The 15,106-nt window shown below is 67.1% G+C and carries 9 protein-coding genes, 1 tRNA gene and 2 pseudogenes; 1 reads left to right on the forward strand and 11 read right to left on the reverse strand.

From position 1 onward, the window contains the following. From SSOG_RS48595 to SSOG_RS19175, 11 genes and pseudogenes are all read right to left on the reverse strand, one after another. Positions 1–181, reverse strand: a pseudogene (locus SSOG_RS48595) (30S ribosomal protein S12); the annotation flags it as partial. A gap of 318 nt (positions 182–499) precedes the next feature. Then, positions 500–4,398: pseudogene (locus SSOG_RS19130) on the reverse strand (DNA-directed RNA polymerase subunit beta'). Positions 4,399–4,497: 99 nt separating this feature from the next. Beyond that, positions 4,498–7,980 carry a DNA-directed RNA polymerase subunit beta gene (rpoB, locus tag SSOG_RS19135; protein WP_039938076.1) on the reverse strand — a complete coding sequence of 1,161 codons (3,483 nt, stop codon included), beginning with the start codon at positions 7,978–7,980 and terminating at the stop codon, positions 4,498–4,500. Between the two features lie 563 nt (positions 7,981–8,543). Further along, complete coding sequence (gene rplL / locus SSOG_RS19140) at positions 8,544–8,936, reverse strand: 50S ribosomal protein L7/L12 (protein WP_199844443.1); 393 nt, start codon at positions 8,934–8,936, stop codon at positions 8,544–8,546. A gap of 78 nt (positions 8,937–9,014) precedes the next feature. Continuing rightward, positions 9,015–9,575 (reverse strand): 50S ribosomal protein L10, encoded by a 561-nt coding sequence (gene rplJ / locus SSOG_RS19145; protein ID WP_009715896.1) that lies wholly within the window; start codon positions 9,573–9,575, stop codon positions 9,015–9,017. Between the two features lie 274 nt (positions 9,576–9,849). Next, on the reverse strand, positions 9,850–10,728 hold the full coding sequence (locus SSOG_RS19150) for an SCO4651 family lipoprotein (protein WP_009715897.1): 879 nt from the start codon (positions 10,726–10,728) through the stop codon (positions 9,850–9,852). Positions 10,729–10,855: 127 nt separating this feature from the next. After that, on the reverse strand, positions 10,856–11,575 hold the full coding sequence (rplA, locus tag SSOG_RS19155) for a 50S ribosomal protein L1 (protein ID WP_009715898.1): 720 nt from the start codon (positions 11,573–11,575) through the stop codon (positions 10,856–10,858). An 80-nt stretch (positions 11,576–11,655) separates the two neighbouring features. Next, positions 11,656–12,090 carry a 50S ribosomal protein L11 gene (rplK, locus tag SSOG_RS19160; protein ID WP_009715899.1) on the reverse strand — a complete coding sequence of 145 codons (435 nt, stop codon included), beginning with the start codon at positions 12,088–12,090 and terminating at the stop codon, positions 11,656–11,658. Positions 12,091–12,257: 167 nt separating this feature from the next. Beyond that, positions 12,258–13,088 carry a transcription termination/antitermination protein NusG gene (nusG, locus tag SSOG_RS19165; RefSeq protein WP_009715900.1) on the reverse strand — a complete coding sequence of 277 codons (831 nt, stop codon included), beginning with the start codon at positions 13,086–13,088 and terminating at the stop codon, positions 12,258–12,260. 79 nt (positions 13,089–13,167) lie between these two features. Further along, complete coding sequence (secE, locus tag SSOG_RS19170; RefSeq protein WP_009715901.1) at positions 13,168–13,461, reverse strand: preprotein translocase subunit SecE; 294 nt, start codon at positions 13,459–13,461, stop codon at positions 13,168–13,170. 107 nt (positions 13,462–13,568) lie between these two features. Continuing rightward, positions 13,569–13,641, reverse strand: a tRNA-Trp gene (locus tag SSOG_RS19175). A 229-nt stretch (positions 13,642–13,870) separates the two neighbouring features. Between SSOG_RS19175 and SSOG_RS19180 the strand changes: the two genes are divergently transcribed. Continuing rightward, on the forward strand, positions 13,871–15,106 hold a 1,236-nt coding region (locus tag SSOG_RS19180), incomplete at its 3' end, for a pyridoxal phosphate-dependent aminotransferase (protein WP_009715902.1).

Consider the following 15,106-nt stretch of genomic DNA (forward strand, 5'->3'; position numbering starts at 1 on the left):
TCCCACTGCTCAGCCGGACACGCGCGACCTTACGGAGCGCCGAGTTCGGCTTCTTCGGCGTCGTGGTGAACACGCGAGTGCACGTGCCACGACGCTGCGGCGACCCCGCCAGTGCGGGAGTCTTGTTCTTCTCGACCTTGTCCTGGCGGCCCTTGCGGACCAGCTGCTGGATCGTAGGCACCGTTTCTCCGGTTTCTGTGTGCCGATCTCGATAAAGCTAACCTGGGGATTCTCCGACCCACGCGGTCGGGTGTGTCGCGCACCGCAGCCCCCTGCGAAAGTCAGGAGAGTGCAGATTGTTGGTGTCGACACCTCGGCCCCCCGTCGCGCTTGGCGCATACGGGAGCCCAGGGACACCCCAGGCACAAGGTCAGAGCGTACCTACCGCATCGGCTCCGGTCAAAACAAATGCACACGCGCTGGACACACCAACCCGGAGCATAGCCGCAGGGCGGCCACCCCGCCATGGGGTGACCGCCCTGTGAACAGATCCGCGCTCTTACTGGTTGTACGGACCGTAGTCGTAGTCCTCCAGCGGGACCGCCTGGCCGGAGCCGGTACCGAAGGGCGAGTAGTCGATGTCGTCGTAGCCGACGGCCGAGTACATCGCGGCCTTCGCCTCCTCGGTCGGCTCGACCCGGATGTTGCGGTAGCGGGACAGGCCCGTACCGGCCGGGATGAGCTTACCGATGATGACGTTCTCCTTGAGGCCGATCAGGGAGTCCGACTTGGCGTTGATCGCCGCGTCGGTGAGCACCCGGGTCGTCTCCTGGAAGGACGCCGCCGACAGCCAGGACTCGGTCGCCAGCGAGGCCTTGGTGATACCCATCAGCTGCGGACGGCCGGAGGCCGGGTGGCCGCCTTCCTGGACCACACGACGGTTCTCACCCTCGAAGCGCGTGCGCTCCACGAGCTCGCCCGGCAGCAGCTCCGCGTCGCCGGACTCGATGATCGTGACCCGGCGCAGCATCTGCCGGATGATGATCTCGATGTGCTTGTCGTGGATCGACACACCCTGCGAGTTGTAGACCTTCTGGACCTCGCCGACCAGGTGCACCTGGACGGCGCGCTGGCCGAGGATGCGCAGCACGTCGTGCGGGTTGGTGGCACCCACGGTCAGCGCCTGGCCGACCTCGACGTGGTCGCCCTCGCCCACCAGCAGACGGGCCCGCTTGGAGACGCCGTAGGCGGTCTCGTCGGAGCCGTCGTCCGGGGTGACGACGAGCTTCTTGGTCTTCTCGGTCTCCTCGATCCGGACGCGGCCGGCCGCCTCCGAGATCGGCGCGACGCCCTTGGGCGTACGGGCCTCGAAGAGCTCGACGACACGCGGCAGACCCTGGGTGATGTCGTCACCGGCCACACCACCGGTGTGGAAGGTACGCATCGTCAGCTGGGTGCCGGGCTCACCGATGGACTGGGCGGCGATGATGCCGACGGCCTCGCCGATGTCCACCAGCTTGCCGGTCGCCAGCGAGCGGCCGTAGCACATGGCGCAGGTGCCGACGGCGGACTCGCAGGTGAGCACCGAACGGGTCTTGACCGTCGCCACACCGTGCCGGACCAGCTCGTCGATGAGCACGTCGCCCAGGTCGGTGCCGGCCGGGGCCAGGACCTTCCCGTCCACGACGATGTCCTCGGCGAGGCAGCGCGCGTACACGCTGGTCTCGACGTCCTCGGTCTTGCGCAGTACGCCGTCCGCGCCCGTGGTCGCGATCGCGAGCTTGAGACCGCGCTCGGTGCCGCAGTCCTCCTCGCGAATGATCACGTCCTGGGAGACGTCCACCAGACGACGGGTCAGGTAACCCGAGTCGGCGGTACGCAGGGCGGTGTCCGCGAGACCCTTACGGGCACCGTGGGTGGAGATGAAGTACTCCAGCACGGAGAGACCCTCACGGAACGACGCCTTAATGGGCCGCGGGATGGTCTCGTTCTTCGCGTTGGACACCAGACCACGCATACCCGCGATCTGACGCATCTGCATCATGTTTCCGCGCGCGCCCGAGTCGACCATCATGAAGATCGGGTTGGTCTTCGGGAAGTTCGCGTTCATCGCCTCGGAGACCTCGTTGGTCGCCTTGGTCCAGATCGCGATGAGCTCCTGGGTGCGCTCGTCCTTGGTGATCAGACCGCGCTCGTACTGCTTCTGGACCTTCTCGTCCTGCGCCTCGTAGCCCGTGATGATGGCCTTCTTGGCCTCGGGCACGACGATGTCGGAGATGGCGACGGTGACACCCGAGCGGGTGGCCCAGTGGAAACCGGCCGCCTTCAGGTTGTCCAGGGTCGCCGCGACGATCACCTTGGGGTAGCGCTCGGCGAGGTCGTTGACGATCTCGGAGAGCTGCTTCTTGCCCACCGAGTAGTCGACGAACGGGTAGTCCTCGGGCAGCAGCTCGTTGAAGAGCGCGCGGCCCAGCGTGGTGCGCAGCCGGAAGCTGTCGCCCTGCTGCCAGGCGGGCTCGCCCTCTTCCGGAGCCGGCGGGGTCCAGCCGCGGGGCGGGACCGTGCCGATCGGGAAGCGGATGTCGATCTTCGCCTGGAGCGACAGCTCCCGGGCGTCGAACGCCATGATCGCCTCGGCGCTGGAGCCGAAGGACCGGCCCTCGCCGATGACCTTGCGCTCCTCCTCGTCGGTGGTGAGGAAGAACAGACCCAGCACCATGTCCTGGGTCGGCATGGTCACCGGCCGGCCGTCGGCCGGCTTGAGGATGTTGTTCGAGGACAGCATCAGGATGCGGGCCTCGGCCTGCGCCTCCGCGGACAGCGGCAGGTGCACGGCCATCTGGTCACCGTCGAAGTCCGCGTTGAACGCGGTGCAGACGAGCGGGTGAATCTGAATGGCCTTGCCCTCGACCAGCTGCGGCTCGAAGGCCTGGATGCCGAGGCGGTGCAGGGTCGGCGCACGGTTCAGCAGCACCGGGTGCTCGGCGATGACCTCTTCGAGCACGTCGTACACGACCGTGCGGCCGCGCTCGACCATGCGCTTGGCCGACTTGATGTTCTGCGCGTGGTTGAGGTCCACCAGGCGCTTCATCACGAACGGCTTGAAGAGCTCCAGCGTCATGGCCTTGGGCAGACCGCACTGGTGCAGCTGAGCTGCGGCCGACGACGATGACGGAACGCGCCGAGTAGTCGACACGCTTACCGAGCAAGGTTCTGACGGAACCGGCCCTGCTTACCCTTCAGCATGTCGCTGAGGGACTTCAGCGGACGGTTACCGGGACCGGTGACCGGGCGACCGCGGCGGCCGTTGTCGAACAGCGCGTCGACGGCCTCCTGGAGCATCCGCTTCTCGTTGTTCACGATGATCTCGGGGGCACCGAGGTCGAGGAGACGCTTGAGGCGGTTGTTCCGGTTGATCACACGGCGGTACAGGTCGTTCAGGTCGGAGGTCGCGAAGCGGCCACCGTCCAGCTGCACCATCGGACGCAGGTCCGGCGGGATCACCGGGATGCAGTCCAGCACCATGCCGTTGGGGCTGTTGCGGGTCTGGAGGAAGGCGGAGACGACCTTGAGGCGCTTGAGCGCACGGGTCTTCTTCTGGCCCTTGCCGGTCCGGATGATCTCGCGGAGCTTCTCGGCCTCCTCGTCGAGGTCGAAGGACTCCAGGCGCTTCTGGAGCGCGGCCGCGCCCATGCCGCCCATGAAGTACGTGCCGAAGCGGTCACGCAGCTCGCGGTAGAGCAGCTCGTCGCCCTCCAGGTCCTGGACCTTGAGGCTCTTGAAGCGGTTCCACACCTCGTCGAGACGGTCGATCTCGCGCTGGGCGCGGTCGCGCAGCTGCTTCATCTCACGCTCGGCGCCCTCGCGCACCTTGCGGCGCACATCGGCCTTGGCGCCCTCGGCCTCCAGCTCGGCGAGGTCCGCCTCGAGCTTCTTGGCGCGGGCCTCCAGGTCGGCGTCGCGGCGCTGCTCGATCTGCTGGCGCTCGACGGAGACGTGGGCCTCCAGCGACGGCAGGTCGCGCGTGCGGCGCTCCTCGTCCACCCACGTGATCATGTAGGCGGCGAAGTAGATGACCTTCTCGAGGTCCTTCGGGGCGAGGTCGAGCAGGTAGCCCAGACGGCTGGGCACGCCCTTGAAGTACCAGATGTGGGTGACGGGAGCGGCCAGCTCGATGTGGCCCATCCGCTCACGGCGCACCTTGGCGCGGGTGACCTCGACGCCACAGCGCTCACAGATGATGCCCTTGAAGCGGACGCGCTTGTACTTGCCGCAGTAGCACTCCCAGTCCCGGGTCGGACCGAAGATCTTCTCGCAGAAGAGTCCGTCCTTTTCGGGCTTCAGGGTGCGGTAGTTGATGGTCTCCGGCTTCTTGACCTCACCGTGGGACCACTGACGGATGTCGTCAGCAGTGGCGAGGCCGATCCGCAGCTCGTCGAAGAAGTTGACGTCGAGCACTTGTCGTCAATCCCTCTTTCAGGGTCGTGTCTTCGGGTCTGACTGGGGGTCCGGGGAGAGGCCGGGGCGGGTGCGTACGAACCGCCCCGGCCAGACCCGTCAGACCTCTTCGACGCTGCTCGGCTCGCGCCGCGACAGGTCGATGCCGAGCTCCTCCGCAGCGCGGAAGACGTCCTCGTCGGTGTCGCGCATCTCGATGGACATGCCGTCGCTGGACAGCACCTCCACGTTGAGGCACAGGGACTGCATCTCCTTGATGAGCACCTTGAAGGACTCGGGGATGCCGGGCTCGGGGATGTTCTCGCCCTTGACGATGGCCTCGTAGACCTTCACGCGGCCGGTGACGTCGTCGGACTTGATGGTCAGCAGCTCCTGGAGGGCGTACGCGGCGCCATAAGCCTCCAGCGCCCACACCTCCATCTCTCCGAAGCGCTGGCCACCGAACTGAGCCTTACCGCCCAGCGGCTGCTGGGTGATCATCGAGTACGGGCCGGTGGACCGGGCGTGCAGCTTGTCGTCCACCAGGTGGTGCAGCTTGAGGATGTACATGAAGCCGACCGAGATCGGGTCCGGGAACGGCTCGCCGGAGCGGCCGTCGAAGAGCCGGGCCTTGCCGGAGGGCTGGACCAGACGGTCGCCGTCGCGGTTCGGGATCGTGGACTCGAAGAGACCGGCGATCTCGTCCTCGCGGGCGCCGTCGAAGACCGGGGTCGCGACGTTGGTGCCGGGCTGGACCTCGTCCGCGCCGATCGCCTGGAGCCGCTGCATCCACTCCTCGGAGCCCTCGACCTTCCAGCCGCGGGAGGCCAGCCAGCCGAGGTGGATCTCCAGGACCTGTCCCGGGTTCATTCGGGACGGGACACCCAGCGGGTTGAGGATGATGTCGACCGGGGTGCCGTCCTCCAGGAACGGCATGTCCTCGACCGGCAGGATCTTCGAGATGACGCCCTTGTTGCCGTGACGGCCGGCGAGCTTGTCACCGTCGGTGATCTTGCGCTTCTGCGCCACGTAGACGCGGACCAGCTGGTTCACGCCCGGGGGCAGCTCGTCGCCCTCTTCGCGGTCGAAGACGCGGACGCCGATGACCTTGCCGATCTCGCCGTGCGGCACCTTCAGCGAGGTGTCACGGACCTCACGGGCCTTCTCACCGAAGATCGCGCGCAGCAGGCGCTCCTCCGGGGTCAGCTCGGTCTCACCCTTCGGGGTGACCTTGCCGACCAGGATGTCCCCGGCCACGACCTCGGCGCCGATGCGGATGATGCCGCGCTCGTCGAGGTCGGCCAGGACCTCCTCGGAGACGTTCGGGATGTCCCGGGTGATCTCCTCGGGGCCGAGCTTGGTGTCCCGGGCGTCGACCTCGTGCTCCTCGATGTGGATCGAGGAGAGGACGTCGTCCTGGACCAGCCGCTGGCTGAGGATGATCGCGTCTTCGTAGTTGTGGCCCTCCCACGGCATGAACGCCACGAGGAGGTTCTTGCCGAGCGCCATCTCGCCGTCCTCGGTGGACGGACCGTCGGCCAGGACCTGGCCGGTGATGACGCGGGCGCCCTCGTCGACGACGACCTTCTGGTTGAAGGAGGTGCCCTGGTTGGAGCGGGAGAACTTGGCGATCCGGTACGTGGTGTAGGTGCCGTCGTCGTTGGCCACCGTCACGTAGTCGGCGGAGACCTCCTGGACGACACCGTCCTTCTCGGCCTTGATGACGTCGCCGGCGTCGACCGCGCAGCGGTACTCCATACCGGTGCCGACCAGCGGGGACTCCGCCTTGATCAGCGGCACGGCCTGACGCATCATGTTCGAGCCCATGAGCGCGCGGTTGGCGTCGTCGTGCTCGAGGAAGGGGATCATGGCGGTCGCGACCGACACCATCTGGCGCGGCGAGACGTCCATGTAGTCGACCTCGGAGCCGGGCACGTAGTCGACCTCGCCGCCACGGCGGCGGACCAGGACGCGGTTCTCGGCGTAGGTGTTGTCCTCGGCCAGCGGCGCGTTCGCCTGGGCGATGACGAAGCGGTCTTCCTCATCGGCGGTGAGGAAGTCCACCTTGTCGGTGACGACACCCTCGTGGACCTTGCGGTACGGGGTCTCGACGAAGCCGAACGCGTTGACCCGGCCGTACGAGGCGAGCGAGCCGATCAGACCGATGTTCGGGCCTTCCGGCGTCTCGATCGGGCACATGCGGCCGTAGTGCGAGGGGTGCACGTCACGGACCTCGAAGCCGGCCCGCTCACGGCTCAGACCACCCGGGCCCAGCGCCGACAGGCGGCGCTTGTGGGTCAGACCCGACAGCGGGTTGGTCTGGTCCATGAACTGCGACAGCTGGCTGGTGCCGAAGAACTCCTTGATGGAGGCGACGACCGGCCGGATGTTGATCAGGGTCTGCGGCGTGATCGCCTCGACGTCCTGGGTGGTCATCCGCTCGCGGACGACGCGCTCCATACGGGCCAGACCGGTGCGGACCTGGTTCTGGATCAGCTCGCCGACGTTCCGCAGGCGGCGGTTGCCGAAGTGGTCGATGTCATCGGTCTCGACGACGATCATGTCGCCGGCCTCGCCGACCGTCTCGGTCTCGCCCGCGTGCAGCTTGACCAGGTACTTGATGGTCGCGATGACATCGTCGGTGGTCAGCACGCCGGCGTCGAGGGGGGCGTCCGCGCCGAGCTTCTTGTTGACCTTGTACCGGCCGACCTTGGCCAGGTCGTAGCGCTTCGGGTTGAAGTACAGGTTCTCCAGCAGCGTCTGGGCGGCCTCACGCGTCGGCGGCTCGCCCGGGCGCAGCTTGCGGTAGATGTCGAGCAGCGCGTCGTCCTGGCCCTGGGTGTGGTCCTTCTCCAGGGTGGCGCGCATGGACTCGTACTCACCGAACTCCTCGAGGATCTGCTCGGTGGTCCAGCCGAGCGCCTTGAGCAGGACGGTGACGGACTGCTTGCGCTTGCGGTCGATGCGGACACCGACCATGTCGCGCTTGTCGATCTCCATCTCCAGCCAGGCACCCCGGGACGGGATGATCTTGGCGGAGAAGATGTCCTTGTCGGACGTCTTGTCGATGGAGGAGTCGAAGTACACACCCGGCGAGCGGACCAGCTGCGAGACGACGACACGCTCGGTGCCGTTGATGCAGAAGGTGCCCTTCGGCGTCATGAGCGGGAAGTCGCCCATGAAGACCGTCTGGGACTTGATCTCGCCGGTCTCGTTGTTGGTGAACTCGGCGGTGACGAAGAGCGGCGCGGCGTACGTGAAGTCGCGCTCCTTGCACTCGTCGATCGAGTTCTTCGGCGGCTCGAAGCGGTGATCACGGAAGGTCAGGGACATCGACCCGGAGAAGTCCTCGATCGGGGAGATCTCCTCGAAGATCTCTTCCAGACCGGACTTGGTGGGGACGTCCTGACCGCTGTCCAGCGCAGCCTCGACGCGAGCCTTCCAGGCGGCATTGCCGAGCAGCCAATCGAAGCTCTCGGTCTGCAGTGCAAGGAGGTTCGGAACCTCGAGAGGCTCCTTGATCTTCGCAAAGGAGATGCGCAGCGGGGCGGTGCTGGCGCCATTGTTCGTATTGGCAGTCGAGGCGTTGCGCGAGGCGGCCAAGAGGGGGTCCTTCCGAGGGCTCGGACTCACTACGCGCGTACCGGTCCCACCGCGAACCCATGGATGAAATCCCTGGTCAGGGTGTTTTCATCGGCAGTGCTCAAAGGTGGGTATGCCCCTGGTGACGGGCAGGGAGCAGCTAACAGGCAGCGCAAAGGGTCAGTGTAGCCACTTGGCACACTGATGTCCAGCGCCGAGTTTCTGAGACCGGCAGCGCCAATCTCTCCCTCCGGTGAGGGGGCTCGCCCCTCGTTGTCCTTCACCCCGCCTGGTCGGCGACGACCGCGCTTCGCCAGCGCATATCCATACTGCCCGCTTCGCCGGCGATCCATGCCTCGGACTTACGGATCGTGTGACGTCGCGTCCCGAGAATTGCGCGCTGCGTGCCGTTCGTCAAGGCCCCCCACTCCGGCGAGATCGTCACAGGGCGTGGCGACGGGCAACGAAGATCACCATACCTGCCGGAACCGGAATGTCAGCGTAGCCGTCACAAGAACACCGAAGGGCGACCACCCCAACGGGTGATCGCCCTCACGGCACAGCGGGTCATCCGACCCGTGAGATCACTTGACCTCGACGGAGGCGCCGGCGCCCTTGAGGGACTCGGCAGCCTTCTCCGCGGCCTCCTTGGAGACCTTCTCGAGGACGGGCTTCGGGGTGCCGTCGACGAGGTCCTTGGCCTCCTTCAGGCCCAGGGAGGTCAGCTCACGCACGACCTTAATGACCTGGATCTTCTTGTCGCCGGCGCCGGTGAGCACGACGTCGAACTCGTCCTGCTCCTCCTCGGCCTCGGCAGCGGCGCCCGCGCCACCCGGGGCGGCGGCGACGACGGCGGCCGGAGCGGCAGCGGTGACGTCGAACTTCTCCTCGAACGCCTTCACGAACTCGGAGAGCTCGATGAGGGTGAGGGTCTCGAACTGCTCGAGCAGCTCTTCCTGGGTGAGCTTCGCCATGATGGCGGTCCTTCCACTAAGTCGGCAGGTGCCGGATGAAAATGTCGGGCGGGCGTCCGGGCCCGCTGTGACCGGGGCTGATTACTCGGCCGCGGCCTCGGCGGGAGCCGGCTCGCCGGCACCGCCCTGCTCGGACTGCTTCTGCCGGAGCGCCTCCGCGGTGCGGATGAACTTCGACAGCGGGGCCTGGAAGAGCGCGGCAGCCTGGGACTGCTTGGCCTTCATGGCGCCCGCCAGCTTGGAGAGCAGCACCTCGCGGGACTCGAGGTCCGCGAGCTTCTTGATCTCGTCGGCGGACAGCGCCTTGCCGTCGAGCACGCCGCCCTTGATCTCAAGGGCGGGGTTGTCCTTGGCGAAGTCACGCAGACCCTTCGCCGCCACGACCGGGTCACCGGTCACAAAGGCGACGGCCGACGAACCCGTGAACAGGTCGTCGAGCTGGTTGATCCCGGCTTCGTTAGCCGCGATCTTGGTCAGCGTGTTCTTCACCACACGGTACTGAGCGTTCTCACCGAGCGAACGGCGCAGCTCCTGGAGCTGTGCGACGGTGAGACCGGTGTACGCGGTCACAACGGCGCCGTTCGAGGTGCGGAACTTCTCCCGCATCTCGTCGACGGCGTCGACCTTGTCGGGACTCGCCATGAGCCTCGGCCTCCTTCCGGGTGATGAGGACCGCAACGGCCTGAAGGAAGGAGACTGAACAACACGAAAACGCCCCGGCGCAGGCGCACGGGGCGTGACTCGACCGCACGGACACACGGCCCGTTCGGGAGTTCTCACCACAGTCACCTACGCGGGCCGTCCGCAGCTAGCGGATCCTTCAGCCGCCGTATCCCCTTGCGGAGGCACAGCGACAACCAGCGGTCTTTGGCTTCTGAAGCAGATTACGCGAACGGGCCGCGGCCGGGCAAATCAGCTACGGCTGGGACCCCTGCTGGAGCTTCTGGAAGTCCATGGTCTCCGAGGCCGGCGGCTCCTCGACGGTGACCTTGGTGCCGTAGTCCGAGTAGAAGACCGTCGAATCGGTGACGCCCATCTTGCTCTTGGCCTGCTCACGCTTCTTGACCAGCAGGTTCTTGTCGTCGATCCACAGGTCGACGGTCTCGCTCTCCGAACCGGACTGCTTGAGCTGCTTCTCCAGGGCGTCCAGGTCCGACTTGCTCATGCCCTTGGACTGCATCCGGGCCATCTCCGAGACCTTGACCACACCCGTGTAGTGGGTCGCCTCGACGCCCCGGACGTCCTCCGTGCCGACCTTCTTGACCTTGCCCGTGGAAAGGAGGAGCTCCACCGAACGCGACGGGTTGTTGTTCTGCATCTGGTCCTTGAGGTACGCCCCGGACGGGCCGCCCTGCTTGGCGAGCGTGTCGAAGTCGTACTTGATCCACTGCTTGCCCTGGGCAGGGATGCCCATCTCGGCCGCGTTCATGAACATCGCGTCGGGCGTGTAGCGCACGTTGACGGGCTTGTTGCCGCCCGCCGCGGAGGCGCCGGCGCCGCCCTTCGACTTCATGGTCATGTTGGCGCGCATGCCGTCGGCCCAGTCCATCGCACCGGACATGTCACTGTTGGCCATCGGGCTCTTGACGGTGCCGTCGACCTTCGCGGAGTGCTGCTGATCCGTGCGCTGCGAGGCGAGCTTCAGCGCCGCCAGCGGGCTGCCGACCGACTGGCCGCCGTTCCCGCCCGACTTGCCCTCATCGGACTTGTCGCTCCCGCAAGCGGTGAGTCCGGCCATCAGAACAACGCCACAGGCGGCGATCGCGCATCGCACGCCTACATGAGTACCGCGCACGGTTCCCCCTTATTTTTCTTTTACGACTGTCGATCAAGACCCTATCGAGGGCCGCCGACAGCAACGCACCGGGCCCCCACACCTCTCACGAGGTGCGGGGGCCCGGCGGTTCCGGTCAGGGAAGGGCTCAGACGGCCTCTTCCTCGACCAGCAGGTTGCGCGTGCGGTTGGCGTCCAGCGGGATGCCGGGGCCCATCGTCGTGCTCAGGCTCGCCTTCTTGATGTAGCGGCCCTTCGCGGCGGACGGCTTGAGACGGTTGATCTCCTCGAGCGCCGCGGCGTAGTTCTCCACCAGCTGCGCCTCGCCGAACGACACCTTGCCGATGATGAAGTGCAGGTTGGCGTGCTTGTCGACGCGGAACTCGATCTTGCCGCCCTTGATCTCCGTGACGGCCTTGGCCACGTCAGGGGTGACGGTGCCGGTCTTCGGGTTCGGCATCAGACCACGCGGACCGAGCACCCGGCCGAGGCGGCCGACCTTGCCCATGAGGTCCGGGGTGGCGACGACGGCGTCGAAGTCCAGGCGGCCCTTGGACACCTCGTCGATGAGCTCGTCGGAGCCGACGATGTCGGCGCCGGCGGCCTCCGCGGCCGCAGCACGGTCACCGGTCGCGAAGACCAGGACCCGGGCGGTCTTACCGGTGCCGTGCGGCAGGTTCACGGTGCCGCGGACCATCTGGTCGGCCTTGCGCGGGTCGACGCCCAGGCGCATGGCGACCTCGACGGTCGCGTCGAACTTGCTCGGGGAGGTGTCCTTGGCGAGACGGACGGCCTCGAGCGGGGCGTACGCGCGCTCCCGGTCGATCTTGGCGTCCGCAGCCTTGAGGGCCTTGCTGCGCTTGCTCACTGCTGCTCCTGATGTCTGTGTTCGGAGTCGTGGTCCGGACCGCGCATTGGTCCTGCCACGGTGGTGCTACGGGGTGGCTGTCAGCCCTCGACCGTGATGCCCATGGAACGGGCGGTGCCGGCGATGATCTTCTCGGCGGCGTCCAGGTCGTTGGCGTTCAGGTCGGGCATCTTGGTGGTGGCGATGTCGCGGACCTGGTCGCGGGTGATCTTGGCGACCTTGGTCTTGTGCGGCTCGCCGGAGCCCTTCTCCACGCCCGCGGCCTTGAGGATCAGCTTCGCGGCCGGCGGAGTCTTGGTGATGAAGGTGAAGGAACGGTCCTCGTAGACCGTGATCTCCACCGGCACGACCATGCCGCGCTGCGACTCGGTCGCGGCGTTGTAGGCCTTGCAGAACTCCATGATGTTGACGCCGTGCTGGCCCAGCGCGGGGCCGACCGGCGGGGCCGGGTTCGCGGCGCCGGCCTGGATCTGGAGCTTGATCAGCCCCGTGACCTTCTTCTTCTTGGGAGGCATGCTCTCTCCGGGTCTTAGTGAGAGGTGGTCCGCCTCCACTCCGGGTCATCCGGATGGAGGCATACCGCACAACGATAACGGGTATAGGTGTGCGGCCTGAAACCGAGCAGGTCAGACCGGCCCCGGAAGGGCCCGATCTGACCTGTCGGAAGGGTGCGGAAGAAGCGTCAGTTCTTCTGGATCTGGTCGAAGCTCAGCTCGACCGGGGTCTCCCGGCCGAAGATCTCGACCAGGCCCTTGACCTTCTTCGAGTCGGCGTTGATCTCGTTGATCGTGGCCTGGAGCGTGGCGAACGGGCCGTCGGTGACCGTGACCGAGTCGCCCACCTCGAAGTCCAGCACCTGGACCTCGACCTTGCGGCTCGGCGCCGGGGCGCCGCCCTCCTCGGCGGTGGCCTTGGCTGCCTTCTCCTCGGCCTCCGGGGCGAGCATCTTGACGATCTCGTCCAGGGTCAGCGGGTACGGGTCGTAGGCATTGCCCACGAAGCCGGTGACGCCCGGGGTGTTGCGCACGACGCCCCAGGACTCGTTCGTCAGGTCCATGCGCACCAGCACATAGCCGGGGAGCTTGTTCTGACGGACGTTCTTCCGCTCGCCGTTCTTGATCTGGACGATCTCTTCTTCGGGGACCTCGGCCTGGTAGATGAAGTCCTCGACGTTCAGCGAGACGGCACGCTGCTCCAGGTTGGCCTTCACGCGCTTCTCGTAACCCGCGTAGGTGTGGATCACGTACCACTCGCCGGGCAGCCCGCGCAGCTCCTCGCGGAGGGCCTCGATCGGGTCGACCTCGACCTCGGCGGCCTCCGCGGCCTCGTCCTCGGCGACCTCGACGGCGGCCTCGGCCTCGTCCTCGACGTGCAGCGCGGCCTCCTCGGCGGGCTCGCCCGCCGCGGCGTCAGCGGCCTCAGCCTGGTCGGAGTCCGCCGCCTCGACGATGTCGAGCTCGTCCTCACGGGACTCGACGGGCTCGGCGGCGTCGTTCAGGTTCGGGTCAGACACGGTGGCTGCTTCTTCCTGGCTTCAAGGGGTGGAACGTGCGAAAGGGCGCTGCCGGGACACGGCCGCCCTTCGCGGGGTCTCAGCCAAAGACGTACTTGATGGCGTTGTTGAACCCATAGTCAATCACGGTCACGATGCCAATCATGATCAGCACGAAGACGATCACCACGCTGGTGTACGTCGACAGCTGGCTGCGCGTGGGCCACACGACCTTGCGCAGCTCGGCGATGATCTGGCGGTAGAACAGCGCGAGCCGGCCGAAGGGCCCCTTCTTCGCGCGCTTGCCACCACGGCGGCCCTTCTTGGTCGCCACCTCGTCCTCGTCGGGACGACCGCTCTCAGGCGTCGCGGTGGAGCCAAGGGCTTCCGTCACTCGTCCTCACCTGAATCCGGGTCGTGGCCGTGCCGCGTCCGGCCCGGCCGCACAGCGGTGCTTGTCCTTGCGTACGCATGCACGCACCCACGATCAAGTGCGTGTAGCAGGGCCGGAGGGACTTGAACCCCCAACCGCTGGTTTTGGAGACCAGTGCTCTACCAATTGAGCTACGACCCTTTGCGGCACCCCCAACCTACCGCATCCATCCCGCTGCACGGAGTGTGCGGGTCGGATACGTCTGTTGAGCGGCCAACGACGGTTGAGTGTACGTGCTTGACGGCCAGGCGTCGAACGAGAAGCGCCCGTGCCCTCCGCTCAGGTTTCCGCTCGGGTTTCCGCAGGAGACTTGTGTGAGTCTCGTTAAACCCGTGTACCGCCCTTTTCGCCCGTCTGCGACGATGCTTCCATGACCGCTGCTACTCCCCCCGTACAGTCCCCGACCGACCGACGGGTGTCGGCCCGGATCGGTTCCATCTCCGAGTCCGCGACCCTCGCCGTCGATGCCAAGGCCAAGGCCCTGAAGGCCGCCGGCCGCCCGGTGATCGGCTTCGGCGCGGGCGAGCCGGACTTCCCGACGCCCGACTACGTCGTCGAGGCGGCGGTGGAGGCTTGCCGTAACCCCAAGTTCCACCGCTACACCCCGGCCGGCGGGCTTCCCGAGCTCAAGGCCGCCATCGCCGCGAAGACGCTGCGCGACAGCGGCTACGAGGTCGAGGCGGCCCAGATCCTGGTGACCAACGGGGGCAAGCAGGCGATCTACGAGGCATTCGCCGCGATCCTCGACCCGGGCGACGAGGTCATCGTCCCCGCGCCGTACTGGACCACCTACCCGGAGTCGATCCGGCTGGCCGGCGGTGTCCCGGTGGACGTCGTCGCGGACGAGACGACCGGCTACCGCGTCTCCGTCGAGCAGCTGGAGGCCGCCCGCACCGAGCACACCAAGGTGCTGGTCTTCGTCTCGCCGTCCAACCCGACCGGCGCGGTCTACAGCCGTGAGCAGATCGAGGAGATCGGCCGCTGGGCCGCCGAGCACGGGCTGTGGGTGCTCACCGACGAGATCTACGAGCACCTGGTCTACGGCGACGCCGAGTTCCACTCGCTGCCGGTGGTGGTGCCCGAGCTGCGCGACAAGTGCATCGTGGTCAACGGTGTCGCCAAGACGTACGCGATGACCGGCTGGCGGGTCGGCTGGATCCTCGGCCCCAAGGACGTGGTGAAGGCCGCGACCAACCTCCAGTCGCACGCCACGTCCAACGTGAGCAACGTCGCGCAGGCCGCCGCCCTGGCCGCCCTCACCGGCGACCTCGACGCCGTCGCCGCGATGCGCGAGGCGTTCGACCGCCGCCGCCGCACCATCGTGCGCATGCTCAACGAGATCGACGGCGTCGAGTGCCCGGAGCCGGAGGGCGCGTTCTACGCCTACCCGTCGGCGAAGGGGCTGCTCGGCAAGGAGATCCGCGGCAAGCGGCCGCAGACCACCGTCGAGCTGGCCGCGCTGATCCTGGAGGAGGCCGAGGTCGCCGTGGTGCCGGGTGAGGCGTTCGGCACACCGGGCTACCTGCGGCTGTCCTACGCGCTGGGCGACGAGGACCTCGTCGAGGGCGTCTCGCGGATCCAGAAGCTGCTGGCGGAGGCCCGCGCC

The organism is Streptomyces himastatinicus ATCC 53653 (genome assembly GCF_000158915.1).
GTDB lineage: Bacteria > Actinomycetota > Actinomycetes > Streptomycetales > Streptomycetaceae > Streptomyces > Streptomyces himastatinicus.